This window comes from Mesorhizobium sp. CO1-1-8 (assembly GCF_020164875.1).
GTDB lineage: Bacteria > Pseudomonadota > Alphaproteobacteria > Rhizobiales > Rhizobiaceae > Mesorhizobium.
Genome location: NZ_JAIUGZ010000003.1, coordinates 460,903 through 485,475, shown reverse-complemented (window position 1 = coordinate 485,475; position 24,573 = coordinate 460,903). Strand labels below are relative to the sequence as shown.

The 24,573-nt window shown below is 58.5% G+C and carries 22 protein-coding genes; 14 read left to right on the top strand and 8 right to left on the bottom strand.

The window, feature by feature from the left end; translation table 11 throughout:
* The first annotated feature begins 39 nt into the window (after positions 1–39).
* Positions 40–633 (top strand): TetR/AcrR family transcriptional regulator, encoded by a 594-nt coding sequence (locus LB558_RS08620; protein ID WP_224697154.1) that lies wholly within the window; start codon positions 40–42, stop codon positions 631–633.
* 270 nt (positions 634–903) lie between these two features.
* On the opposite strand, the gene LB558_RS08615 is transcribed toward LB558_RS08620, so the two are convergent.
* Together LB558_RS08615 and LB558_RS08610 are read right to left on the bottom strand one after the other, a co-directional pair.
* Positions 904–2,208, bottom strand: a complete 1,305-nt coding sequence (locus LB558_RS08615) for a M20 family metallopeptidase (RefSeq protein WP_224697153.1) — start codon at positions 2,206–2,208, stop codon at positions 904–906.
* Between the two features lie 291 nt (positions 2,209–2,499).
* Entirely contained in the window at positions 2,500–3,477 is a 978-nt protein-coding gene (locus LB558_RS08610) for a bile acid:sodium symporter family protein (protein WP_224697152.1), read from the bottom strand.
* A gap of 82 nt (positions 3,478–3,559) precedes the next feature.
* Here LB558_RS08610 and LB558_RS08605 point away from each other — a divergent pair, with 82 nt between their 5' ends.
* Positions 3,560–4,435 (top strand): LysR substrate-binding domain-containing protein, encoded by an 876-nt coding sequence (locus LB558_RS08605; protein ID WP_224697151.1) that lies wholly within the window; start codon positions 3,560–3,562, stop codon positions 4,433–4,435.
* Between the two features lie 102 nt (positions 4,436–4,537).
* Here LB558_RS08605 and LB558_RS08600 read toward each other — a convergent pair whose 3' ends face one another.
* From LB558_RS08600 to LB558_RS08580, 5 genes are all read right to left on the bottom strand, one after another.
* Positions 4,538–6,166: a gamma-glutamyltransferase family protein gene (locus tag LB558_RS08600; RefSeq protein ID WP_224697150.1), complete on the bottom strand. Its 1,629-nt coding sequence runs from the start codon at positions 6,164–6,166 to the stop codon at positions 4,538–4,540.
* A 275-nt stretch (positions 6,167–6,441) separates the two neighbouring features.
* A complete protein-coding gene (locus LB558_RS08595; RefSeq protein WP_224697149.1) occupies positions 6,442–7,068 on the bottom strand; it encodes a cupin domain-containing protein in 627 nt (208 codons plus the stop codon).
* Positions 7,069–7,184: 116 nt separating this feature from the next.
* Entirely contained in the window at positions 7,185–8,381 is a 1,197-nt protein-coding gene (locus tag LB558_RS08590; RefSeq protein WP_224697148.1) for a xanthine dehydrogenase family Fe-S subunit, read from the bottom strand.
* Positions 8,378–9,199, bottom strand: coding sequence for an FAD binding domain-containing protein (locus LB558_RS08585; protein WP_224697147.1), 822 nt, complete (start codon positions 9,197–9,199; stop codon positions 8,378–8,380). The genes LB558_RS08590 and LB558_RS08585 overlap by 4 nt, the downstream gene beginning before the upstream one ends.
* Positions 9,196–11,565, bottom strand: coding sequence for a xanthine dehydrogenase family protein molybdopterin-binding subunit (locus LB558_RS08580; protein WP_224697146.1), 2,370 nt, complete (start codon positions 11,563–11,565; stop codon positions 9,196–9,198). Before LB558_RS08580 ends, LB558_RS08585 begins: the two co-directional genes overlap by 4 nt.
* Positions 11,566–11,890: 325 nt before the next feature.
* Here LB558_RS08580 and LB558_RS08575 point away from each other — a divergent pair, with 325 nt between their 5' ends.
* The 6 genes from LB558_RS08575 to LB558_RS08550 all read left to right on the top strand — a co-directional run bounded on the left by LB558_RS08575 (position 11,891) and on the right by LB558_RS08550 (position 17,906).
* Positions 11,891–13,048 carry an ABC transporter substrate-binding protein gene (locus LB558_RS08575; RefSeq protein WP_224697145.1) on the top strand — a complete coding sequence of 386 codons (1,158 nt, stop codon included), beginning with the start codon at positions 11,891–11,893 and terminating at the stop codon, positions 13,046–13,048.
* Between the two features lie 89 nt (positions 13,049–13,137).
* Complete coding sequence (locus LB558_RS08570; protein WP_224697144.1) at positions 13,138–14,010, top strand: branched-chain amino acid ABC transporter permease; 873 nt, start codon at positions 13,138–13,140, stop codon at positions 14,008–14,010.
* Entirely contained in the window at positions 14,007–15,047 is a 1,041-nt protein-coding gene (locus LB558_RS08565; protein WP_224697222.1) for a branched-chain amino acid ABC transporter permease, read from the top strand. The genes LB558_RS08570 and LB558_RS08565 overlap by 4 nt, the downstream gene beginning before the upstream one ends.
* A gap of 14 nt (positions 15,048–15,061) precedes the next feature.
* A complete protein-coding gene (locus LB558_RS08560) occupies positions 15,062–15,835 on the top strand; it encodes an ABC transporter ATP-binding protein (protein ID WP_224697143.1) in 774 nt (257 codons plus the stop codon).
* Positions 15,828–16,532, top strand: a complete 705-nt coding sequence (locus LB558_RS08555; RefSeq protein WP_224697142.1) for an ABC transporter ATP-binding protein — start codon at positions 15,828–15,830, stop codon at positions 16,530–16,532. The genes LB558_RS08560 and LB558_RS08555 overlap by 8 nt, the downstream gene beginning before the upstream one ends.
* A 93-nt stretch (positions 16,533–16,625) precedes the next feature.
* Positions 16,626–17,906 (top strand): amidohydrolase/deacetylase family metallohydrolase, encoded by a 1,281-nt coding sequence (locus LB558_RS08550; RefSeq protein WP_224697141.1) that lies wholly within the window; start codon positions 16,626–16,628, stop codon positions 17,904–17,906.
* Here LB558_RS08550 and LB558_RS08545 read toward each other — a convergent pair.
* Entirely contained in the window at positions 17,903–18,322 is a 420-nt protein-coding gene (locus LB558_RS08545) for a Rieske (2Fe-2S) protein (protein ID WP_224697140.1), read from the bottom strand. The two genes, LB558_RS08550 and LB558_RS08545, sit on opposite strands and share 4 nt — an antisense overlap.
* A 152-nt stretch (positions 18,323–18,474) precedes the next feature.
* Between LB558_RS08545 and LB558_RS08540 the strand changes: the two genes are divergently transcribed.
* The 6 genes from LB558_RS08540 (at position 18,475) to LB558_RS08515 (ending at position 24,300) form a co-directional block, all read left to right on the top strand.
* A complete protein-coding gene (locus tag LB558_RS08540; protein ID WP_224697139.1) occupies positions 18,475–19,323 on the top strand; it encodes an alpha/beta fold hydrolase in 849 nt (282 codons plus the stop codon).
* A gap of 278 nt (positions 19,324–19,601) precedes the next feature.
* Positions 19,602–20,483: a branched-chain amino acid ABC transporter permease gene (locus tag LB558_RS08535; RefSeq protein WP_224697138.1), complete on the top strand. Its 882-nt coding sequence runs from the start codon at positions 19,602–19,604 to the stop codon at positions 20,481–20,483.
* Complete coding sequence (locus LB558_RS08530) at positions 20,480–21,715, top strand: substrate-binding protein (RefSeq protein WP_224697137.1); 1,236 nt, start codon at positions 20,480–20,482, stop codon at positions 21,713–21,715. Before LB558_RS08535 ends, LB558_RS08530 begins: the two co-directional genes overlap by 4 nt.
* Positions 21,716–21,787: 72 nt before the next feature.
* The gene (locus LB558_RS08525) at positions 21,788–22,882 is read left to right on the top strand and encodes a branched-chain amino acid ABC transporter permease (RefSeq protein ID WP_224697136.1); all 1,095 of its coding nucleotides are present in this window, start codon (positions 21,788–21,790) and stop codon (positions 22,880–22,882) included.
* On the top strand, positions 22,869–23,603 hold the full coding sequence (locus tag LB558_RS08520) for an ABC transporter ATP-binding protein (RefSeq protein WP_224697135.1): 735 nt from the start codon (positions 22,869–22,871) through the stop codon (positions 23,601–23,603). The genes LB558_RS08525 and LB558_RS08520 overlap by 14 nt, the downstream gene beginning before the upstream one ends.
* Positions 23,596–24,300 carry an ABC transporter ATP-binding protein gene (locus LB558_RS08515; RefSeq protein ID WP_224697134.1) on the top strand — a complete coding sequence of 235 codons (705 nt, stop codon included), beginning with the start codon at positions 23,596–23,598 and terminating at the stop codon, positions 24,298–24,300. The genes LB558_RS08520 and LB558_RS08515 overlap by 8 nt, the downstream gene beginning before the upstream one ends.
* The last annotated feature ends 273 nt before the right edge of the window (positions 24,301–24,573 follow it).

Here is a 24,573-nt window from a genome sequence, read left to right as displayed (position 1 = left end):
TCCACTTGCAAAAAGCACAACCGGTCGTATTATTCCTGCATGAAGGGAAACGACACAAAAGAACGTCTGCTGCGCATCGGACTTGACCAGATGAGCGTTGCGGGACTGTCCGGGGTGACGCTGGGGCAACTCGCTAGTGCGTCGGGTATATCCAAGAGTGGATTGTTCGCCCATTTCAGATCCAAGGAACAATTGCAGATCGAACTTCTTGACGAAATGGCGCAAGCCGCCGATCGGGTCGTCGCCCAACCCGCAATGCAAGCCGCGGAGGGATTGCCGCGCCTGATTGCTCTGATGGAAAATTGGCTCGACTGGTCAGGCCGCGCCGGCCTCAGCGGTGGCTGCCCCGTCGCGGCGGCGCTATTCGAATTGGACGATGTTGAAGGCGAGGTGCGCTCCCACGCAGCTAAGCTCGAGGAGCATTGGCGAGAGCAACTCCGCCAGTTCGTTATGGAGGCTAGATGGATGGGTCATCTTTGCGTCCGCACGGATGTGGAACAGTTCGTATGGGAGCTTTGCGGGATCTACCTCAGCCACCATGTATCGAGCCGCTTCCTTAGATATGAGGATGCAGCCGGGCGTGCCAAGACGGCATTTGATGCTCTCGTGCGACGGCACGGTGGGTCCGTTTAAGCGACTTCGCAGCGAAAGCTTTCCCTCGCGGCGCAGATGATCGACGGGTCGAATTCACCACTCGCGTCGTCAAACGCTGCTGCCCCTGTGGCCGGTCGCACCATCGCACGCGACTGGTCTCGACTGTCTTGCGGTGCTCACAATATAGCCGGGCTCATTCGGATCCACCGAAATTCCGAGCGGCGACAAGAGAGGTCCCTTCACGCATCACAGCGATCAGGGAGGGCTCGGCTCGCTCCAATGTCATGGAGCGAGCCGAGCTTGCCGTCCTTATTCGACGCCGCAATAGTCGATAATAGATAGGGCAAGCACGCCGGCGCACTTTGTCAGCTCTTCGATGTCGACATATTCATCGGGACCGTGCGCCACACCGAAATTGCCGGGGCCCATGCATACCACATCCTTGATGCCGGCTTCCAGGAACGCGACCGCGTCGCAGCCAGCTTCGCAAGCGTTTGGAACATGTTTTTCGCCCCACACTGCCTCATATGAATCGTGCACAGCCTTGGAGATCGGAGCGTCCAGCGGCGTCTCCCACGCGTCGAGGGCGGCCAGCCACTTGAGCTTAGGTGGGTTCTCGCGAAGCCAGGAATCCGTCTGCGCAAACCTCTTGATCTGCTCTTCGACCTGTTTGCGAACATCAGCCAGGTCTTCGCCGGGCGGCGACCAGATGGCAAAATCAATCGTGCTTCGATCGGATACCATGAAGGCGCCGTTCGGCCCGCCGGTAATGGCGCCCGGGTGGATCGTAAAAAATCCGGGCGCAAAAAGCGGGTGGATCTTGGTGTAACCCCACTCCTGTTCAAGGCGTTGCATCGCCTCGTAAATGACCATGGTGCGCTCGATCGAATTGACGCCCAGGCTGGGACCGTATTGGGTCTCGTCTGCAGAGCGAGCATGCACCATTCGTCCGCGCATCGCGATGTGGGTTGCTCTGCCGGCGATTTCCACCTGCAGATAGACGAGGCCTGGACCGGCAGCGCCAAGGTGGCTGCGCGATGGCTCCATGATGATGACGGAATCCGCGACATAACCCTTTCGCACTGCGCCACGGCTCCCAAGGGCCTGGCCCATTTCCTCACCGCAGACGAACTGCAGTGTAACATCTCCTTTTGGCTTGTAGCCGGCTTCCAGAACAGCGCGCAGCGCTACATAGGCCGACATATCAGGCCCCTTCATGTCGACCGCGCCGCGGCCGTAAATCTTGCCGTCAACGACCTTTCCGCTCCAGGGCGAGGCGACGGTCCACTTCTCGTCCTCCAAAGGCGGGACCACGTCGACGTGGCCGTTGAGAACAAGGGAACGGCCGCCTCCCGTTCCCTTGCAGACGCCGACAACAACGCCTCGACCCTTTTCTTCCTCCCAGAGGTCGGTCTTCAGCCCCAAATCATCCATATAGGGGCGGAAATACTCACAGACTCGTGTCTCACCGCCAACCTCGGCCTCATAGTCAGCGTTGATGTAGTCCGGCGTGACACTGCGAATTTGTACTGCTTCCGACGTTCGCTGGACGAGGACGTCTCTCAGTTTTTCGACAACTGCCAAAACGTCTTGCTTTGCATTCCCAACCGACATTTCTAATCGCCTCAATTCGTTGGATTGGCGCCTGCCAGAAGCGCCTCGCTATAGCACTAACCGAACGACCGCCCGCGAGGCGGTCAATTGGTCTATTTTATAAGCCATACTCAGGTGATGTCAAACGTCGTGACCTTCGGCTGCGCGCGCCTTCGAAATTAAAGCGAGTGCTCGGCGCAACCTTTGTTCGAGCACGCAGGCTGGCAGGAGGACAGCCCTGCTGCTTCTCCGTCAATCTGCGCGAAAAAATATCGACTGTCGCAGCTGGGCATCACGGTGGCCTTCCGCGTTTTACGGCCGGGCGGCAGAGAGCTCTTTGGCATGCTGTTGGGCAAGGAAAGCGCTCACAAACAGTTGCATCTGGTGGTACAGCATCAGCGGGAGGAGAATGATGCTTACAGCCTGGCCAACGAAAAGAATGTTGGCGATGGGCACGCCGCTGGCAAGGCTTTTCTGAATGCCTGCGAACAGAAGCGTCGTCGCGTCAGCATGGTCGAAGCCGAGCAATTTGGAAAAGAACCTGACGGTGACTATCGCGACAGCCAGCATCGCAGCGGCCAGAACCATAAGGGCTACAAGGATTGGAAGATCGATTTTGCTCCAGACGCCGGCAATCATGCCCGCGGAGAAAGCCGAATAAACGATTAGAAGGATTGATCCGCGATCCACCACCGTCGTGATCAGCTTGTTGCGCTCCAGCCATCCGCTGATAAGCGGACGAACTATCTGTCCCGCAGCGAAGGGCAGCATGATCTGTGCAATTATGCTGAGAACGGACCGAACATCGAGTACGAAGCCGGCCGTGGAGAGCAGCAGCGTCGCCAGCAACGGAGTAACCACGACGCCAAGCAGGTTTGAAACCGATGCCGCGCACAGCGATGCCGCAACGTTGCCTCGAGCCATAGCGCTAAGCGCGATCGACGACTGAATCGTTGACGGCAGGAGGGTTAGATAGACGATCCCCACCAAAATCTCATGGGGAAAGATCGCGTCGCCGACCCGGAAGATCGCCAACCCGAGCAGGGGGAAAAGGACATAGGTCATCAATAGTATCAGACCCTGCAGACGCCAGTTCACAAATCCGGCCAGCACCACCTGGGTCTTCAGCTTTGCGCCGTACAGGAAGAAGAGAAGCGCGACAGCGACAGAACCCAAGCGTGAAACAAGGATGGCAGCCTGACCTGATACCGGCGCGACAACGGCCAATCCAACCGTGCAGATTAGCAGCACCATATAGGCATCGATGGGCAGCTTTTTGATGAGCGTCACGGTCGCCTCGCACGGAAAGGGGTGACGCTTGGTAAGATAGTGGCTAGAGTAATTACAGCGATAACAGCCATTAAGAGACGCAATGACCCGCGCGTCACTACCGCTTGACCCGATCTTGCTAGAGAGCTTCGTAACGGTGGCCCAATGCCGAAGCTTTACCGTCGCTTCGTCGCGTCTCGGTTTGAGCCAGTCAACGGTTAGTCAGCATATCAGACGACTGGAGCATCGTTTGGGGCGGATATTGTTTGTGCGCGATACCCATTCCGTTCTTCTGACCGAGGATGGCAATGCCATGGTTCGGTTGGCGACCGCGGTATTGGAGTCAAACACCCGTCTTATGAGCCACTTCAATGGCGTCGCGAGACGGGTTCGCCTGCGCCTGGGAATATCTGAGGACTTCGCGATGTCGCGGCTCGCAGGGGTGCTAACGCGATTCCGCGAGGCGGAGCCATTTGCCGACGTAGAGCTGACGGTGGGCCTCAGCGAACAACTCTATCAAGCCTACAACAGTGGCGATCTTGATGTGATCTTCGCCAAACGCAAGAATGGTGATGACAGGGGAACCATAGCATGGCGCGGCAGGCTGATCTGGATAGCCAGTTCCTCCTTTGCCTGGAACGGAGAGGGCGCAATACCCTTGGTCCTTTATTCCCCTCCCAGCATGACGCGCACGATCGCTATCGAGAGCTTGGACCGCGCGGGCCTCTCGTGGCGGGTCGGATGCAGCAGTGGGAGCTTGAGCGGGCTGAGGGCGGCCCTGGCGGCGCGATTGGGCGTTGCTGCCTTCGCCGAATGTCTAATCCCCGATGGCCTGAGCGCTCTGGACCGCCGGTTCAACTTGCCGGCGCTGCCAGACACGGAATTTGTGGCGCTCGGGCCGGGTAAGTCCAATCCCATCGCCAATCGGATGATACAGACCTTGCTCAGCGAAACCGGACGGCTGATGACCGGCGGCTAAGCCAGTGAGGCTTGGGGAGGTTGCTGCCCAGGCTGCCCACCCACAGGCGACGTGGATTGAAGTAAGCTTAGCGAACAGATTGGCGCGACGCTGCTTGAGATCCTATTCAACGGTGAGGGCGACGCCATCGCTTCTGGGATCATGCGCGCCGCGCGCGACACCGTCGTCAATGACAATGATACCGGCCTGGCCGCTGAGGGGGCTTGCCGCAGGCAGCGATGCAGTCCGGTGGCCACGGCGGGATAGTTCGGTCAGCACGTCGGCTGGGACATCCTGTTCAATCTTCAGCGTATCGTTGTTGTCGGAGAACGTGCGGCCGAGCAGGAAGCGAGGAGCCGCGAGAGCCGCAGCAGGGCCGAATTCAAAGTCGATGATCCTCGTCAACAAGGTGGCCAAAGTCTGCGGCTGGCCGTCCGCTCCCTGCGTCCCATAGAGGATGCGAGGGCGTCCCCCTTTCAGCGCGATGCCAGGGTTCAACGTGTAAAACGGCCGCGCTCCGGGACGCAGCGCGTTTGAGCCTGCGGTGAAGGCAGCGGCGCGGTTTTGCCACAATATGCCCGTGTCACCAGCAACGACACCGCTGCCCCAGTCAAAATAGGTGCTTTGCAAGACGCTGGCACAGCGGCCCTGCGCATCGGTTGCAGCAAGGTAGACTGTGTCGCCAGTTTGGAAGGGTTCTTGCCAGGGCATGGCGCGACTCTGGTCGACGCGCGATGCCATGGCTTGCAGCCCGGCTGGGCTCAGCCAAGTGTCGACAGGCTGCAAGCAGAATGCCGGATCCGAGATGCCCCCGCGCAAAAGAAAGGCCTGCTTTATCGCCTCGACGATCAGATGGAAGAACTCGGCGGATCCTTCCGCGACCGTGCCAATGCCCAAGTGCTCGAGAATGCCCATGATCATCAGCGTGGTGACGCCTTGGGTTGGCGGCGGTGGCGCCAGCAGCGTATGGCCCGCGTAGTTTAAGGCGAGGGGCTCGCATTCCAGCGTACGCGTCGCGGCAAGGTCAGCAAGGCGCAACGGCGAGCCCGCATCGCGAAGGCCATCCGCGATTCGTGACGCCAGTGCGCCCTCATAGAATTCGCGCGCGCCTCGTTCGGCAATGGCCCTCAACGACGCGGCCAACTGCGGTTGGACGAAGTCGCGGCTGCCAAGGCCATTTGTATCGAACGCTGCAGCAAAGCCAGGCCAAGACGGCCAATCCTTCTTGCGAAAATCGAGCCAGAACATTTGTGACTGGCTGACGGGAAACCCATTTTGGGCAAGCGCTATGGCCGGCTCGAGCAGCTGGGAGAAGGAGAGACGGTTGCCCCACATCTGTGCGAAGCCATGTGCATGTCCCCAGCCGTCCACGAGACAAGCGCTCGTGGCGGCCGAGCGTGGGCCGCGCGCCGCAATGCCATCTTCGTAGCCGGCGGTGTCGAGCGCCGCTTGACCAATGGCCATGAAACAACGGCTCTTACCGTTCTCGTCGGCGACAAGCCACACCGCATCGCCGCCAAGGCTGTTGAAATGCGGGTAGACCACGGCAAGCACGGCGCCCATTGCGATTACCGCTTCTATCGCATTGCCGCCCGATGCCAGTACGCGCCGGCCTTCGACGCTTGCAAGAATATGAGGGCTGGTCACCTGCCCCTTCGAGCCGCGAGATTCTATTGCGTAACTGCGTTGCCCTGCTTCTTGTGCAGCAGACTCTCGCACGGCGCCGGGGCTGATGGCCTGGTTGTGAGGCATGCTTTTCTCCTGACTTCGCTGCTTTGGCAGTCAAAACTGGTGTTGCTGGCTGTGCTTACACCAGACGCTCGGTTGCCGGGATCTTGGCAGCTTCTCGACGGCTGACGTTTCGACCGAAGAGCCGGTCTAATGAGGCGGATTGCAATTTCGACGTCGGCGCAACGATCGCTGCAAGCGGCGTGCCCCTATGGGCAGAAGGTTCTGATTTCCTGGAGGTGCCGCTTGCGCCATTCCACGCAGAAGATGGAAGAAACAAGATGCCTCGAAATTCCCGCCTAGATTGACGCTGGCGTGTTTACCCACACCACCTCCGTGATCGTTGAGCAGGGATTGCTATAATCATGAGCCAGGCGAGAGGCGAAAAAAAACGAGTCTCCCGGGAAGAGGTGGTAGGTTGCGCCAGCTACATTCAGCAGTAACTCACCGCGCGTAACATAACCCATCTCCTCACCTTCGTGTTGTCTTGTCCCGGTGCGGCTCGCTCCTGGCTTTAGGCGGACCAAAAAGCCCTGCAATGTGGACTTGCGGCCAAGAGGGGTCAGAACCTCTGCCTCCATACCGTCCGGCAAGGCGGAATCTGGACTGGAGCCGATCGTTCGACGCTTTCCCCCTCGCAGGACGATATCTGATTCCATTGGTTGGTTGCTCAGCAATTCGGCAACCGTCAGGTTCAGAGAGCTCGCGATGTTGTGTAGCGTGTGAAGTGATGGCGTTGTCTTATCGTTCTCGATTCGGGAAAGCAGGCTCTCAGAGTAGCCGCTTTCCGCCGCGAGATCGCGTAACAGCATACCTTTCATCTGCCGCATCTGACGGATGAACGATCCAAGTTGCAAATAGCTGCTCGCAGTTTCACCAGCCTCGACATTTTGCCGAGCGCGGGCGCTAGCACGCGTTTTTTTCATTGTGACCTTCTCAAGGTGACGCCAGATAGGGCAATTGCGCTCGTTCTTCTTGACATGCCTGAACGCTGGGTCGACGTTTTCGACGCTTGTTCACTGCATAACACGGACGTCAGCGGCTAACGCCAAAATCCAAGCATCTTTTTAAGATATCCCCTAATCGCGTCAATGAAGAGAGAGCCGACTTTCAGGTCGGCGCCCGCGGTTCCAGTGCTGGTCTCGCCTCTCAGGCGGGCAGCAAGGTTATCGGAAAAACCCTGGGTCAAACGTGCGGCGAGCTGAGTGACGAGACTTGAACGACTGAAATGGGCGAGTGGACCCTTTATGGCCGCCGCGATCTCCACCTCCACGCGCGTGCTTCTCTCGCCGCCCACCAGCAAGGCGTAGCGTAGCTCGCCGCTGGTTGAGGAGCCGCGCTCCTCGTTGCCACTGCCGCGAATAACCCCGATATAGGCGGCCGGATCTCGTTCAATTTCAGCCTGCCCCCTGAAAGTCGCCTTGATGGGACCCATTGCGATACGGATATGGCCAACGAGCCGATCATCCTGGGGTGGCTCCGTCAAGGCTGCGCCCGGCATGCAGGAGATCACCTCCTCCAGATTTTCAAACATCGCCCACACTTGATCGCGCGGGGAGTTCACGACGAAGGATTGTTGGATCCGGATGTTGGGAGTGTTACTCAAACGGCCGCTCGCAGACGTGGTGATGCGTTGTGCCGCCGAAGGCTCGGGTGTCTTTGCCTCAGGCGTCCGATGATTCATGCCGCCAGACACTGACACTGTCCCGGCGTGACCAGAGCCGGCTGGCCCGATGGCGGACCGATCCAATGTCGTGGCGGCCCCGGTCCTGCGGCGTTCTTCCAGGACGCTGTGGACCGCGCGGACGATGCCTGAATAACCAGTACAGCGGCAAAGATTCCCGCTCAGTTCGATCCGGATGCGCTTCAAATCGGCATCCGGCAGGCGGCGAACGATATCGCGCGATGTCGCAAGCATACCCGGTGTGCAATAGCCGCATTGCAGCGCATGTTCGCGAGAGAACGCCGAGCGAAGCTGCTTCATGACCTCGTCGTCGTCGAAATCTTCGATGGTTCTTATCGCGGAGCCCTGGCAGGCGACGGCGAAAGTGATGCAGGACCGTGCCGGCACGTTGTCGATATGGACGGTGCATGCCCCGCACACCCCGTGCTCGCATCCGATATGGGTTCCGGTCAGCAAGAGGTCCTCGCGCAACAGGTCGACGAGTTGCGTACGGGCCTCTACGGTCGCCGTCACTGGCTTTTGGTTGACGGTCAGTCGAACGGTGTGTGTTGTCATGCGGTGGCCCTCAATGCTGCCCGCTCAACTGCGACGCGATGAAGCTGTCGCTCATATGGGTCGTGCATACCTTTTTCATCGAAGAGATCGAACAAGTGCTGGGTGTCGAGCTTGGTGAGATCGCCGGAGCGGAAAAGCGTGCGCGACGAAAGAACATAAGGGGCGCCTTCGGTCGCGCCAACGACGATCCGGCAGACGTCGTTCTCGGGATCATCGACGACGACCCCGATGGCCTCCGCAAACTCTCCGGTCTTGCGGCAGAATTTATAATAGCCCCAACGCGCACGGGCAGAAAGACGAGGTATCCTTACGCCCTCAAGGATCTCGGTCGGCGAGAGATCGACCTCAAAAACGCCCATGATGAAGTCGCTGATCGGGAGCGTCCGGTGGCCGCCCTCACCAGATATCAGGACCTGAGCGTCGAGAGCCGTCAGGATTGATATCCAGTCGGCCGCCGGGTCGGCGTGGCAAAGGCTGCCGCCCACCGTGCCGCGATTTCGGACCGCCCGATAGGCTATCCCTGTTGCAAGCGATGGCATCATTCCGCGCGAGGCGTCCGGCACAAGGCGATCTTCGATATTCGCATGCGTCACACAGGCGCCAACAAAGACGCTGTCTTTCGTTTCTTCCCTGTGTGTGAGCTCCGGCAATGCGGTGATGTCCATGATCCGCTGCGGCTGAGCGAGGCGCATGTTGAGCATCGGCCCCAGTGACTGGCCTCCCGCAAAAATCTTCGCGGAGCCGTCGCTTTGCCGAAGGATCTGATGTGCTTCGCGCAAGTCGCGCGGACGTTCGTATCCGAATGGGGCTGGTTTCATGATGGCCTCGATGCGGCGTTCGTCGTGCTGTTTTCAATCCTGGCCCCAGCCGCGATGGCCGCCACGATGCGCCGAGGCGTTACCGGAAGCTGAGTAACCTCGGCATGGAGGTTTTTGAGCGCGTCGTTGATCGCGTTGGTTATGGCCGCCGGTGGGCCGATCGCCCCGCCTTCGCCAATGCCCTTGGCTCCAAACTCTGTATAGGGAGAGGGGGTTTCCATGTGCAGAATGCGCACATCAGGAACCTCGGTCGGACCAGGAAGCAAGTAGTCGGCGAGGGTCGACGCAAGCGGTTGCCCCGCGTCGTCGTAGCGCATCTCCTCGTACAGGGCAGTTCCTATGCCCTGTGCCACGCCGCCATAGACCTGACCGTCAACGATCATCGGGTTGACGAGCACTCCGCCGTCCTCGACGACAACGTAGTCGAGAATTTCAACTTCGCCGGTTTGTGGGTCTACCGCCAGGGCCACGCCATGCGCCGCATAGCTGAAGGTACCGGTGTCGCGTGCGGTCTTGTAGCCGGCCGTCGCTTCAAGGCCCCCGGTATTGACATCTGCCGGCAATTCGTGGGGACGCTGATACCAGGTGTTTGCAATCGTGGCGATGTGAACCGACGCGCCTCCAGCGCGCACCTGACCATCCTCGAAAATGGCATCGCCGACCTCGGCCTGGAGGAGGTGTGCGCCGATCTTCAAAAGCCTGGTCCGGAGTTCCTTGCAGGCCCGAGTAACCGCTCCGCCGGCCATGACCATGCTTCGCGAACCGTATGTGCCGACGGAGTAGGGCGAGGTGTCGGTATCGCCATGCACGAGTGCGATGCGCGAGACATCCACGCCCAGAATTTCATGCGCGACCTGACTTAACGACGTTTCCAGGCCTTGACCGTGACTTTGTATCCCGCACCGAAGTTCCAGTCCGCCATCAGGCGTCACGCGCACGCTGGCCAATTCGTATCCGGGCAACACCGGGATGCCCCAGCTGCCATAGACCGACATTCCATGGGCAGCCTGCTCGTTGAAGATGCTGAGCCCTATTCCGATCAGTCGCCCGTCCGGCTCGCCGTTCTTCTGGCGCGCACGCCATTTTGGTATGTCCAGCGCCGCAACCAGGCGGCGCATGCATTCGGGATAGTCACCGCTGTCGAAATGCTTTTTGGTGATGTTGTCGAACGGCATCTGCTCCGGCCGGATAAGGTTCTCCAGCCGCACCTCATAGGGCTCGCGCCCGGTTTCACGCGCGATTGCGTCAAGCATCCATTCGAGTGCAAAGCACACCCCGGAGCGCGCAACGCCGCGATATGGCAGGAACGCTGGCTTGTTTGTTGCCACCGCCCATGTACGGCAACGATAACGGGGAAAATCATATGGTCCCGGCAAGATGCTGGAGATCTGCGAGGGCTCGATGCATGCGGTAAACGGATAGGCTGAATAGGCGCCGACATCGACGGTTGCGTCGGCTTCGAGACCGAGAAGCTTCCCTTGACGGTCGGCATAGGCCGTTATGATGTAATGGTGCTCGCGGCAATTGGCATTGGCGATCAGCTGTTCGCGGCGATCTTCCAGCCAGCGCAGAGGCAGACCGGTTGCACGCGCACCCCAGCAGACGGCCACCTCTTCCGGCGACAGCACTCCCTTGTGGCCGAAGCCGCCGCCCACGTCAGGCGCCGTCACACGGACCTGACGTTGTTCCAGGTTCAGGCACTCGGCGAGGCCTGTTCGAACGACGTGAGGCATTTGCGTGGACGTCAGTACGACGAGCTGATCGCGCCGAGTATCCCAATGGGCAAGGAGACCCTTGCCTTCCATCGGTGACATGCATTGCCGCTGCGTACGCAATTCGCGCGTGATCCGGATGGGAGCGTTGAAGCCCTCGAATGTTTCGCCTCCTTCGACGAGACTTTCGAGAAAGACATTGTCCGACCATGTGTCGTGCAGGATCGGTGCGTCGGCATCGCGCCCCCGCAACATGTCTGAGACCGGCGCCAGTTCCTCGTAGTCGACGCGGATGCGGGCTGCGGCGTCTTCGGCCTCAGCTCTGGTTGCCCCGAGGCACATTGCAACCAACTCGCCCACGTGACGCACGCGATCGACAGCGAGCACCGGTTGATCCGAGAGTTTGAAGCCGGGCAGCGTCGCGCCGGCATGGATTGGCTTTGTGTCAGCCAGATCCTTTGCCACGTAAACGCGGCCCTTCAGGTCTTCAGGGACCTCGATGTTGAGAATTCGTGCATGGGCGAGCGGACTGCGCGCAAAGGCGACCTCCAGCATCCCGGGCATCTTGAGGTCACCGACATAGCGACCCTTTCCGCGCATAAACCGGTCGTCTTCTTTTCGAAGCAAGCTTGCGCCAATTCCAGATTTCTTCATTGCGTGTCTTCTCGATGGTGGATTTGAGCAGCCAGCGGCCGAGTCGAGATTTCACTATCATGCAAGTCGGCTTGCATCAAACGCAATTATTGAAAAGCGTTGTTTCGCAGCTCAAATGGGCTTTTCCGGCGAAAAGCGAGATATTCAGCAGGATATAACGCGCCGTCATTGCAAATTCTGGCAATAAATCCTGTTGACATTCGCAAGTCTGCTTGCACAGTATGCAAAAAGCCACGATGCAAAAAAACGCCACGCGACGTTCGTCACGTCGCGCAACTTCGAAAAACCATATGCATCCCAGCCACATCTCCAAGGGGAAGACGTCATGAAACTTCGTTACGGATTTCGCACGCTAGCTGCCGTGGTGCTTGCCATTTGTGCACAGCAAGCATTTGCCGAGGACACGATCAAAATCGGGGTCAACATGCCCCTTACCGGGCCGGTCGCGGCCTCAGGAAATTACATAGCGGACGGTGCGCGAATTGCCGCCGATCGCGTCAATGCGGCAGGTGGCGTTCTCGGGCAGAAGTTGGAACTGGTTATCGAGGACAGCAAAGGCAATCCTACCGAAGCCGCTGCAGCGGCGGAAAAACTCATCACGCGCGACCAGGTCCCTGTCATGATGGGGGCGTGGAGTTCTACCTTCACACTCGCGGTGATGCCGAAGCTTATGGAATACGGCGTGCCGATGCTGGTCGAGACCTCGTCCTCGGAGAAAATCACCAAGTCGGGAAATCCGTGGGTCTTCCGCATTGCCCCGACATCTTCAATGGAAGCAAAGGTGTTTGCGAGCAAACTCGGAAAATTTCAGATCAAGAAGGCAAGTTTCCTCGTTACCAACAACGATTTCGGCATCGGCGCCGCCAAGGAATTCAGCAAAGCCCTGAAGGAGCAGGGCGTCGAGATCGGCATCATCGAAACGATGGATCCGAACGCCCCCGATATCAGTGCCCAGCTGGCAAAGCTGAAGGACACTGACTCCGATACGATCTTCGTCACCAGTGTCGTCGAGCAGATCACCCTCGTGCTCAGGCAGGCGAAAGACCTTCGCATGACGCAGCATTTCATCACCACCGGCGGTTCGTCTGCGCCGGACCAGCTCATTCAGCAGGCCGGGGCGGCGGCAAACGGTTCGTATCACATTGTGTTCTTCACGCCCTGGTTCCCGGAGCAGACGGTCAACAGGGATGTGGCGACTTACCTGGTGGAAGAGTGGAAGAAGCGGGGTCTGGATCCGGCCGGTCTGACCGAAGGCTTCCGCGGATTTGATGGTATCCTGACGATCGCCGAGGCGATCAAGCAGGCTGGCAAGGCTGAGCCGAAGGCCATTCAGGAGGCCCTCTGGAAGGTCAGGGTCAAGGGCGCGAACGGCGATATCGCGTTCAACAAGGATGGCGAGGCCGGCAAGGAATCCGGCCAGAGTTCTCCCAATGTCTACATGATCCAGATCAAGGACGGGAAAGTCGCGCCTGTCGATTTCTAGACGGCTCAATCAGGTTGTCGAGGAGAGGGCATCTCTCCTCGACTTGAAGTTTCCGTTTCGTGTTTTGCTCCGGCTCTTGGTGCGAATTCGTGGATGAACTCCTGCAGCATATTATGAACGCCGCCATCCTTGGAGGCACATACGCCCTGCTCGGTATCGGTCTAACCATGATCTTCGGGATCATGAAGGTTGTGAACTTCACGCATGGCGAACTTTATACGTTCGGCGCGTATATGGCCTTCTTTTTCGTCATGGTCCTCCATGTCAATTTCTTCGCCGCCATCTTGCTGGCGATCGCTTTGGGAATGGCGCTTGGAGCAATGGTGGAGATCCTCCTGCTTAAGCGTTTGCGCGGAGCCGACATCGACATCACGATGCTGGTCATGATCGGCGCATGGATCATCATGCAAAATGCCGAGCAACTTATTTGGGGCGGAGTGGCCAAGTCGGTCGCTACACCCTTTCCCGAAGATCCTCTGACGATCGGGCCCGTATCGGTTTCCTGGCTGCGCGTTTTCATTTTCGCAGCGGCGATCGTGCTCATAGCAGCAACGCACCTCTTCATTCATCGTTCCGGCTTGGGCAAGGCGATGAGAGCAACATTCCAGGACCGCGATACGGCGGCTCTCATGGGCATCAACACAAGCATGATAAATACGTTGACGTTTGCGCTGGGATCCGGGCTTGCGGCAGCTGCGGGTGCTCTGTTGGCGCCGGCGTTCATCGTCACGATTACGATGGGAAACCCTGTCTCGCTCAAAGCTTTCGCAATCGTCATTCTCGGCGGGTTGGGAAACTTCTGGGGCGCTGCGATCGGCGGCTTCATCCTGGCCGGAGTCGAGGAAATTGGCGCTGGCTACATTTCGTCCGGCTACCGCGACGCGATCGGCTTCCTGGTCATCATCCTTGTGCTTTCCTTCCGTCCAACCGGACTGATTGCCCGATCGGAGCGGATTAGCTGATGCGTATCCTCCAGATCCTCACTGTTTGTGCGCTCCTGGTGTTGCCGGCGGTTCTCAGCGGCAGTTACGTGCTTCATCTTGTGATCACGACCGGGCTTTTCATCATCGGGGCGATGAGCCTGAACCTGGTGTTCGGCTATACCGGGCAACTTAGTCTCGGCCACATCGCGTTCTTCGGTATCGGCGCCTATGTCAGCGCTTTGTGTTCATTGGGCTTCACCGTTCCAATCACTGATAACTTCGAGCTGACCGTCGCGCCGAAACCGGTATGGTTGTCCTTCCTGTTCGCGATTGTCATCTCGGGATTGTTCGGCTGGTTGATCGGCAAGGTATCGTTCCGCATACGCGGCGCCTATTTTGTCATCGTCTCCATCAGTTTCGCCGAGGTTGTGCGGCTCGTCGCGCTGAACTGGGTCTCAGTGACCCAGGGGCCGATGGCACTCAACAACATTCCGCCATTCGAGCTTCCCATTCCCGGTCTGGAAATCAACTTTTACAGCAAGATCAGCAACTACTATCTGATCCTGGCCCTTGGCCTTCTCGCATACGTCATCATCGCAAGGCTCGTGCATTCGCGTGTTGGCCACGCCATGGTGGCGCTGCGTGAAAATGAATCGCTGGCCTCTTCCGTGGGGATCGACGTCACCCGCTATCTCGTCCTGGGCGCAGTCGTCTCCGCCGCGATCGCGGGCGCCGCGGGCAGTCTTTATGCTCACTATATCCGCATTATCGATCCTGATATCTTTCTGTTCATCTACACGGTCACAATGATCATCATGATCGTCACGGGCGGAAAGGGTACGCTTTCGGGCCCGTTGGTGGGCGGCGCCATATTTGGGGTCATTCCGCCGGTTCTGCGCGAGTTCGCCAAGCCTGAGGTTCAGTGGATCATCTATGGTCTTCTGATGATAGGCGTTGTGTCCTTCATGCCCGAGGGAATTGTCCCCGCGCTTCAACGCTTGCGGTCACGGTTTGGATCTCCCGCGGTCGCACCGGCATCAGCTGAGACGCCTGTCTCGGCAGAAGGTTCGAGGTAGCCATGGGTCGACAGATGACCCCGTTGTTGTCGGTCAATCATATCAGCATCCGCTTTGGCGGACTGGTGGCGATCGCTGACATGCACTTCTCCGTCGACAAGGGCGAACTGGTCAGCCTGATCGGCCCGAACGGCGCTGGCAAGACCACTGCATTCAATGTTGTCACAGGCTTCCTCGCGCCTGCGTCGGGCGAGATACGCTTCGACGGGAAATCCTTGGCCGGCCTCAAAACCTATCAGATCGCCGAACTCGGTATTGTGCGCACTTTCCAGAAAACCAGTCTGTTCCTGGCTTGCACGGCGCTCCACAACGTCGTGATCGGATTGCATCGCAAAGGGCGTTCACAGGCGTGGGAGATCCTGCTGGGCCTGCCTGGCGCTCGCGCCGAGCAGCGCCGGTTTCAAGAAAAAGCCGCGGAGATCCTCGAGTTTGTCGGCCTTGGCGGACGTGGCGAAAGCCTGGCGGGCTCGCTTGCCTATGGCGAGCAACGCCTGCTGGGCCTGGCCGTTGCGCTGGCTGCAGATCCCTCTTTGTTGCTTCTGGACGAGCCGGTGTCTGGAATGAATCCCACGGAGACTACAAACTTCATCCGCCTGCTGGACAAAGTTCGGCAGAAGGGAGTCACCATCCTCCTCGTAGAACACGATATGCGCATGGTCATGGAGGTCTCGGATCGCATTGTCGTCCTGAACCAGGGCAAGATCATTGCCGACGGAAGTGCAAGGGAAGTGCAGCAGCACCCGGATGTGATCCATGCATATCTCGGGCATGGGAGGCGTCATGCTTGAAATAGAGAACCTCTGCTGCAGCTACGGCAAGGTGAATGCCGTCAAGGGCATTTCGCTGACGGTAAAAAAGGGCGAGCTCGTCGCGCTGGTTGGCGCAAACGGCGCTGGCAAGAGTACGACGTTGCGAGCTCTCTCGGGCTTGATCTCCCCCACGCGCGGCACCATCCGCTACGAGGGACAGAACATAACAGGCAACACGCCGCGCTCAATTCTGTCAAAGGGCATCGCGCACTGTCCCGAAGGACGCCACGTCTTTCCGGAAATGACGGTCGAAGAAAACCTGGCGCTTGGCAGCTATCTGCGCCGAGCTTCTTCGCAGGTTGAAAGTGATATGCGCCAGATGTTCAAACGCTTCCCCATACTGGAGGAGCGCAAGAAGCAGCCGGCCGGACTGATGTCGGGAGGAGAGCAGCAGATGCTCGCCATCGCCCGAGCGCTTATGTCGCGTCCACGGCTGGTTCTCTTTGATGAGCCGTCGCTGGGACTTGCCCCCGCGATCATAGACCGGGTCTTCGATCTCATCACCGAAATCCGCAATGAAGGCATGACGGTGCTGATGGTCGAGCAGAACGCCTACGCGGCGTTGGAGATGTGCGACCACGCCTACCTGATCGAAGCCGGGGTAATCAAGAAAAGCGGGTCCGGCAAAGCGCTGCTCGAGGACCCTCAGGTCCGTGAGGCATATCTCGGTGGCTGACAGAATCCACTCGTTGCGGCGGACAAAGCCAAGATTCACTTGTGTTGTGGGCCTGGCTGACAGGCTGCAATGCGTATGCCTAGGAGGTGCTCGATGAACCAGGAATCGCAGTACGACATTGTTTTGCAGGGCGGTCGGGTGATTTGCCCGGCTAGCGGGATCGACGGAAAAATGGATGTCGCGATCCACAACGGACGGATCGCTGCCGTAGGCCCAAACATTCTGACGTCAAGCAGCGCCAGGCAGGTCATTAGTGTGCGTGATCGGCTGGTGTTGCCGGGTTTGATCGATACCCACGCGCACTGCTACCGCTTTGTGACCGGACGGTTCGGCATGGAAGCAGACATGGTTGGCGTGCAATCCGGCGTCACGACGCTTGTTGACCAGGGCGGCCCGTCTTGCATGACATTGCCAGGCTTTCGCCATTTCATTTCCGAGCGGGCCAAAACGCGCGTTTACGCTTTCTTGTCGACATATCTGGTGGGCGGCCTGGAGGGGCACTACTACCCCGAGCTGTATTCGCCCGATGGCGTCAACGTCGACGCCACCGTGAAGGCGGCGAATGCAAACAAGGATCTCGTGCGCGGGATCAAGGCTCATGCGGAAATTGGCGGCTTTGCGCGCTGGGGCATTCGAGTGATGGAACTCGCCGCCGAAATCGGCCGTCAGACTGATCTGCCAGTTTACGTGCATTTCGGTCAGCTATGGGGCCTGCCTGAATCGGGAGCGAACGGCGAAGATGTCGACACGATCCTTGAACGTGTCATTCCGTTGCTGCGCGAAGGCGATGTTCTCGCTCATCCGTTCACCCGGCATCCCGGCGGATTTGTGAACCGCCAAGGCGAAGTGCACAAAGTCATCGCCGCGGCCATCGATCGCGGTCTGAAGGTCGATGTCGGACATGGCAGCCATTTTTCCTATCGCTTGGCTCGCAAGGCGCTGGAGTCCGGGATCGTTCCCCACACGCTGGGAGCCGATATTCACGGTTACAACACCCAGGTGCCCGCGCCGGCGGGAACGCCGAGCGCGCATGCTGATGATGAGAATGATCCATTCAACGGCCAGCCCCGCTTCAGCCTCGTCCAGGCGATGAGTTCAATGATGGCGCTGGGACTGAGCCTCGAACAGGTCGTACCGATGGTGACATCGCACGCCGCAGAGATGATCCGCGTCTCGAATGGCCTCGGATCTCTGCGTCCTGGCGCTGAAGCGGACGTGACTGTGCTCTCCGATCTGCGTGGAAAATTCCTGCTCTATGACAACGAAGGCACGGAGGTTGTGGCGGAGCGTCTGTTGCAGCCCGACTTCTGCCTGCGCGCCGGCACACGTTATGACGCGGTTGCGCCCATTCTGCCGTCTGCGATTGCGGCCTAGGACAGCCTGTTGGGCGGGGCCGGATCGACCAGATCATGGCCCTGCCGTTCCCGGAGACTCCTTCGCCGCACAGGAGGATCTTCCGAAACGGCCGAAGCGTCGACTTCGATCCTGCCGTCGCGCAATCGCGCCGGATACACCTTCAGGCGCGGCAAATCCCAGCCGTTGCCGGACGATCCGTTGCTGAGGTCAAACGATGCGAAATGGCGTCCACAAAACAGTCGCTTGCCGGAGACCCTGCCTTGCGACAGGTCTGTATATTCATGTGGGCACAGTCTTTGGCATGCCCAAAGGTCGGATCCGTCCTGAACCAGGATGAGATCGTGTTCGCGGACGCGAATGGGAACAATCCGTTGATCCTGCCCGGCGTCTGGTACCGCAACTGCAAGCCATTCTGGTGCGCCTGTGTCTGACATTTTTGGATCCGATTGCGGAATTACGACGATGTAAAACTACACAAATCTTAAGTAAAAAACAGGCGTAAAAAGAAATTTTGCGATGGCCGTCATCGAATTGAAGAGGCTTTGTCGGGCTCTCTTGCTGCATCCAATGAAGGTAGAACCAAGAGATGAACAATAGCTATTTCACCCCACTTCCGGGTCGGCTGGTTGAAACGAATGGCACGGAGATGTTCGTCACCGAAGCGGGTCGTGGTCCGGCAGTTTTGCTCATCCATGGCCTTGGCTGGAGCCATGCGCTTTGGCATCGCGTCATCGCGAAATTGTCCGGTTCCTATCGCGTCATCGCTGCCGACACCCGCGGCCACGCATCTTCGGCAAAGCCCGCAGGTCCATATACAATGGAGCAACTGACAGATGATTGGGCGGGCATTCTCGAGGCATGCAAGGTCGATCGCCTTGCCATCGTCGGTGTGTCGCAAGGCGGCATGATCGCCATGACACTGGCAAGTCGTGAGCCGGACAGGGTCGCAGCGCTTGGCCTGCTGGGGACGGCCAGCCATTTTCCGGAAGCTGCCTGGGCAAGAATGCAGGAACGTGGCAACGTCTTGCGGGAGATGGGTCCTCGCGCAGCGGCCGAGCACACATCGCGATCGGTTTTTTCGGCGAAGTTTGCTTTGCAGCATCCAGCGTTTCTGGCCGACTTTGTCGAAAACCGCCTCTCGGCCTCGGCGCCAGCGCTTGGAGCCGCAACCGCGTCTCTCCAAGGCTTTGATATCCGCGATCGGGTTTCAAAGGTACGCTGCCCGGTCCTGATAATGCACGGGACGGCGGATGGGGTCATCGCGCACGACAGTACGGCAGAGACGTCAAGCGTCCTTCCACAGGCGCAAACGGTGCTGGTCGAGGACGCGGGGCACATCTTGCCGGTGGAAAGCGCCAATCTTGTGGAGACGCATCTCTCGCGTTTCCTGCATGCCAACCACTGCAAGCCAATCGGAACAGCGGAAGCTCTTTGAGCGATCACGTCTCCCGGTTGCCGCCATCTCGGTGTGGCCGGCATTGAGCCCAAGGGGGCGAGTTTCGCTGCAAGTGAGGCGCCGATCTTCCCAGTCAGCCACCCCAAACGTCACAGGGGTTACAGGATTGGAGCTGGTCGGGGTGGCCCAGATCCGCCCCAGACGCCTTGACACTACCCGGCACGGAGGCCTATGGTCTAAAAAATAGTCCTTTGACCAAGGCCTGCTCAAATGGCTCTCCTGGCTGCGGGGCAGCGAGCTGACGGTGGTGAACGAAGATGGTGACAGTCAAGCTGATATTCGACATTGTCGCCTTCGCTTCGGTGATGGTGCTTGTTGTGAGCGGTTTGGCCATCGTCGCTAGTCTCATGGGCATCTTCAATTTTGCCCATGGCGAGTTCGTATTGCTGGGCGCCTATACCGTCTACCTCTTCGGAACCCTGGGGCTGCCCATATGGGCAGGGATGATAGCAGCGCCTTTCGTGGTTGCGGTGGTCGGAGTGGCCGTAGAGATGGCGGTGGTGAGGCGGCTTTATGCTACGCCCATCATTGCAATGTTGGCCACCTTTGCCGTTGGTCTGATAATCCGTGAAACGGTACGAATACTAATCGGCGGGCAATATCACGAGATCAAGGAGCCGTTGGACGGGTTCTTTGAAATCGCCGGCGTGAACTTCTCGATGTGGAGGACGCTTATTATCGTTGCGACGATCACCTTGATGGTGTCGGCGTACACATTCCTGAAGTACTCAAGATATGGCCTGCAGATTAGAGGCGCGATGGAGAACCCCTCGCTGGCCCGCGTGTCAGGCTTGTCTACCTCAAGACTTTACTCCGCCACATTCGCGTCAGGCGCGGCTCTTGCAGGCCTGGCGGGCGCGTTGATTGTTCCGCTGTTTTCGCTATCGGCCGACATGGGGGTGCGCTTTCTCGTTCAGGCATTTCTGTCGGTCATGCTGGGCGGCGTTGGAACTTTCGAAGGTCCAATGGCCGGTGCGGCCATGGTTGGATCCATGGTCCCCGGCTTTCAATGGCTACGAGAGATTCCGGTTGTCGTTGATCACGTAACACCGGTTCTCGCGGAGGTCATGGTTTTTGTAGTGGCGCTCATCATCGTGAAATTTCGGCCGCAAGGTTTGATAGCAAGGGGAAGAAGATGACAAATAAATTGAAGGAAATGGACGGTACCGCCTCTCGTGACGTGTCCCGGAGGTCCTTTCTGAAACGCTCAGTGGCGCTGGCAGGACTGGCATCACTTTCGGCCGGATCAGTATTTCGCCCCACATGGAGCCATGCCGCCGGCCCGATCAAGATCGGCATAGCCACCGATATAACCGGGCCAATGGCTGCTTTCGGCAACTCCAACTGGCAGGCCGCTCAGTTCACGGTAAAGCTGATCAACGATGCCGGGGGTATCCTTGGACGCCCCCTTGAACTTCACCTGGAAGACACCGCGTCGGATCCGGCAAAGGCCGTGGTCAACGTCCAGCGCCTCATCCAGCAAAATCATGTGGACCTGGTCATCGGCGGCATCCTGTCCTCAACCCGCGAGGCGATCAAGACGCCAATCCTGAAGCGCGGCAAGACGCTCTACATCTACCCTGAGATCTATGAAGGGGGGGATTGCACGCCACACCTCTATTGCGTTGGGCTCACACCCACACAGCAGCTTACCAATTTCATACCATGGTTGATCAAGCAGGGCGCCAAGCGGTTTGCCATGCCCGCCGCAGACTATCAATGGCCGCACGTCACAAACAAAATCGCCCGCCAGCTTATCGAAGCCAATGGCGGTGAGGTGATCTTCGAGGAGTACTACCCGCTCGATCAGGTCGAATATTCCTCGACCATCGCCAAGATCGCCAGCGAGAAGGTCGATCACGTCTTCAACACGATTGTACCGCCTGGACTGCAGGGCTTCACCAAGCAGCTCTATGAATCCGGCTTCCAAAAGAACGGCGGCACCCAGTCGTGCATCTATCTTGACGAAAATGCGCAGAACTTCGTGCCGAAAAATGCGCTTGAAGGGATCTACAGCGTCACGGATTTCTTCCACACTGTCGAAGATCCCTTCAGCCAGAAATTGCTGGCCGACTACAACGCGATGTTCCCCGGCACGCCCTACCTTTTTGCCGCCGGCACCGGCGCCACGGGCATCTACCGGGCGATCAAGCTCTATGAGCAATCCGTCATCAAGACGAATGGCGATCTCGCAATGGAAGCGGTGAGCGCGGTGCTTGACAGCGCCAAGATTTCAGAAGGGCCTGGCGGTCCAGCTGCAATCATCCCGGGCACGCACCACGCTGCCATGAACGTCTATGTGGCTCAGGCAAAGGGCCCCAAATGGGAAGTGATTTCGAAGACAGACATGGTTCCCCCTGCCGCTTGCTGAGGAAGGGCTCGCTGTTGGTCACCCGGGTCTCCGGGTGACCGCATTTGCTTATGTTAGGGTGCAGTTATCTAAATGTCTGGTTCCACTAAAAACGCCATGTCCGCAAAGCGAAGATCGCTGGGCGCGATCGCAATAATCGAAGCTATTTTGCTGCTGGTCCTGATTTGCATACCGTTTTTATTCAGTGACTTCTCAGTGACGATCATCACGCGGATATTGATCCTGGCGCTGTTGGCCATCAGCTTCGATCTTTGCTGGGGTTATTCCGGTATTTTGAGCTTCGGCCAGGCGCTGTTTTTCGGTGTATCGGCCTACGCTGTTACCCTCCTGGCGAATAATGCCGGTTTGACCCAGATTTGGATTATCCTGCCCGTCGGCATGGCGATCGGATTCGTCCTGGCGTTGACGCTGGCTTGGTGCCTGCTTCTCGGCAAGCGGCGGCCGGAGCCGATCTTCGTTGCGGTAGGCACGCTGACGGCCTCCTACGCCGCGGAAAGACTTGTTGCCGGCTGGCAGTGGGTTGGGGCCGGGAATGGCATGTCGGTGTCTCCCTTTCTGCAGATCGGAAGCTACGACATCGAACCGGGGCCGGTTTTCTACTGCGTGGCGGTTGTTGTCCTGCTGATTGTCTATCTGGCCAGTCGCTATCTGGTCAGATCGCAGTTCGGCCTGGTGTTGGCGGGAATGCGCCAGAACGAGGAGCGGTTGTCCTATCTCGGTTATCGGGCCCAGCTATTCAAGGCGCTGGTCTTTTCGTTCGCGGGAATGATTGCTGGTTTGGCCGGATCACTTTACGCTTTTCATGAGGGCTTCGTCGGCCCTGGAAGCATGGGCTTTACGCTCTCCACATACGTTGTGCTCTACGCTCTGTTCGGTGGTGCAGGCACACTTGTCGGGCCGATCATAGGCGTGGCGGTTATTGAGGGGCTCAGCTTCGCTCTTTCGGACTTTGATTCGATCCGCAGCCTTTGGCCAGTCATCCTCGGGGCGATCATGTTGGTCGTCGTGGTCTACAAGCCGACGGGGATTTTGGGGTTCGTCGTTTCGCAGCGTGAAAAGGTCGGCAGTTTCGGCCCTCGGACGCAGGCGCCAAAAATTCCCAGACCCGGCAGTCAAGTTGTCGGTAACGCAGCAGGCGTCACGGAGCGAAGCGATGGCGTTGCTTGAGGTGCAGGGCGTCGGCAAGGCGTTCGGTTCGCTGAAGGCCCTGAATGGCGTCAATTTTTCAGTGGCCGACAATACGTTCCACGGTCTGATCGGCCCGAACGGGTCAGGCAAAAGCACCCTTTTGAAAGCGATCGCCGGGGCTCATTTCGCAAGCGAGGGAGCAATCCTGTTCAATGGTCGCGACATCACGACCATGTCGTCGAACAGGCGCGCTCGCTTGGGCCTGAGCCTCAAGTTTCAGATAACGGCCATTCTGCCGGAGCTGTCACTTTACGACAATGTCCTGCTGGCAAAGCAGGCGGGGCAGTCGGTGTGGCCACTGATCCGTTCCCGCAGCCGAAGCGACATGCATGCCGAGGTTATGGAAAGTCTGAAGCGATTTGGTTTGGACGATCGCGCGGACGATCTGGCTTCCGACCTCAGTCACGGGCAACAGCAATGGCTGGAGATCGCCATGTCGTTGATCCAAAAACCGAAGCTCCTTCTGCTCGACGAGCCAACAGGGGGGTTAAGCCCGGAAGAGAGACGATCCACAGGTGAGTTGTTGATGACGCTGAAGGAAGAATGCGCGCTGATCATCGTTGAACATGACCTCGATTTCATCAAGGACATCTGCGACACGATCACCGTCCTGGATCAAGGAAGCGTGCTCTATAACGGCAATGTCGATGATATGGATAACTCGGCCAGGGTGAAGGAGGTCTATACCTCCCGTGTCTGAACATGAAGCAATTCTGAAGGTCGACAAGCTGTGCTCTGGCTACGGCAGAAGCCAGGTGTTGTTTGGCATTGACCTGGCTTGCCCCAACAAGGGGTCAATCGCGCTCCTCGGACGCAACGGGTCCGGTAAATCCACATTCTTGAAAACGCTCGTAGGCGAGCTCAAATCGACCAAGGGAAGCATCAGCTTCGACGGAGCGGAGGTACAGGGCGAGGCGACTGAAAAACGCGTCAGAAGGGGAATAGGGTACGTCCCTCAAGAGAATGCCGTGTTTGCAAGTCTGTCGGTGCGCGAAAATCTGGCGTTGGGTGCAGCCGTGAAGAGGTCTGATAGCGACATTGATATGGTTTTGGATTTTTTTCCGAAGCTGGGCGCGCGGCTAAAGTTTCAGGCGGGGACCCTCTCCGGCGGCGAGCGCAAAATGCTTGCAATCGGTCGTGCCCTGCTGGGAAAACCTAAGCTTCTGCTACTTGACGAACCTACCGAGGGCGTCTGGATCGGCGTCATCGAGGAGATAGCCGATCGGCTGACTCTGCTTGCGAAAGACATGGCTCTGATCATCGTCGAGCAGCATGTGGAGCTCGCTCTGCGGGTCTGCGGCCATGCATACGTAATGGATCGCGGCACGATTGCCTTGTCGGGTACCGCATCAGAGGTCAGGGACAATCCCAAACTTGTTCGTTTCCTTGCGCCATAAGCTCTTTCGCCCGGCCGGTCATCAACCCCGTAAGCCAACGCTCGCGGGGGGCGTGCGATCTGCGAGCGAGCGGCGCCGGCACCTAGTGATGAATGGTGCCGTAAGCAGCCGGTAGACGGAAGGTCAGGCGAGGGAGCACGGCGCGAAATGTACCCTGCAAAAGTCATTCCGCGCTGTGGAAAGTAACTGACTGTTCACCATGTTGGGGCAGACCCATTGAGGGCAATGAAACCACGCCTACTATGCCCGCGCGTCGATCGTTGATGACGCGCC

Excerpts from the sequence above, each read along its gene's own strand:
- LB558_RS08585 (WP_224697147.1), bottom strand. The coding sequence starts at position 9,199 with ATGAAACCAGCCCCATTCGGATACGAACGTCCGCGCGACTTGCGCGAA.
- LB558_RS08520 (WP_224697135.1), top strand. The coding sequence starts at position 22,869 with ATGGCGTTGCTTGAGGTGCAGGGCGTCGGCAAGGCGTTCGGTTCGCTG.
- LB558_RS08600 (WP_224697150.1), bottom strand. The coding sequence starts at position 6,166 with ATGCCTCACAACCAGGCCATCAGCCCCGGCGCCGTGCGAGAGTCTGCT.
- LB558_RS08605 (WP_224697151.1), top strand. The coding sequence starts at position 3,560 with ATGACCCGCGCGTCACTACCGCTTGACCCGATCTTGCTAGAGAGCTTC.
- LB558_RS08595 (WP_224697149.1), bottom strand. The coding sequence starts at position 7,068 with ATGAAAAAAACGCGTGCTAGCGCCCGCGCTCGGCAAAATGTCGAGGCT.
- LB558_RS08535 (WP_224697138.1), top strand. The coding sequence starts at position 19,602 with ATGGTGACAGTCAAGCTGATATTCGACATTGTCGCCTTCGCTTCGGTG.
- LB558_RS08525 (WP_224697136.1), top strand. The coding sequence starts at position 21,788 with ATGTCTGGTTCCACTAAAAACGCCATGTCCGCAAAGCGAAGATCGCTG.
- LB558_RS08530 (WP_224697137.1), top strand. The coding sequence starts at position 20,480 with ATGACAAATAAATTGAAGGAAATGGACGGTACCGCCTCTCGTGACGTG.
- LB558_RS08590 (WP_224697148.1), bottom strand. The coding sequence starts at position 8,381 with ATGACAACACACACCGTTCGACTGACCGTCAACCAAAAGCCAGTGACG.
- LB558_RS08550 (WP_224697141.1), top strand. The coding sequence starts at position 16,626 with ATGAACCAGGAATCGCAGTACGACATTGTTTTGCAGGGCGGTCGGGTG.
- LB558_RS08575 (WP_224697145.1), top strand. The coding sequence starts at position 11,891 with ATGAAACTTCGTTACGGATTTCGCACGCTAGCTGCCGTGGTGCTTGCC.
- LB558_RS08540 (WP_224697139.1), top strand. The coding sequence starts at position 18,475 with ATGAACAATAGCTATTTCACCCCACTTCCGGGTCGGCTGGTTGAAACG.
- LB558_RS08560 (WP_224697143.1), top strand. The coding sequence starts at position 15,062 with ATGACCCCGTTGTTGTCGGTCAATCATATCAGCATCCGCTTTGGCGGA.
- LB558_RS08620 (WP_224697154.1), top strand. The coding sequence starts at position 40 with ATGAAGGGAAACGACACAAAAGAACGTCTGCTGCGCATCGGACTTGAC.
- LB558_RS08615 (WP_224697153.1), bottom strand. The coding sequence starts at position 2,208 with ATGTCGGTTGGGAATGCAAAGCAAGACGTTTTGGCAGTTGTCGAAAAA.
- LB558_RS08555 (WP_224697142.1), top strand. The coding sequence starts at position 15,828 with ATGCTTGAAATAGAGAACCTCTGCTGCAGCTACGGCAAGGTGAATGCC.
- LB558_RS08580 (WP_224697146.1), bottom strand. The coding sequence starts at position 11,565 with ATGAAGAAATCTGGAATTGGCGCAAGCTTGCTTCGAAAAGAAGACGAC.
- LB558_RS08545 (WP_224697140.1), bottom strand. The coding sequence starts at position 18,322 with ATGTCAGACACAGGCGCACCAGAATGGCTTGCAGTTGCGGTACCAGAC.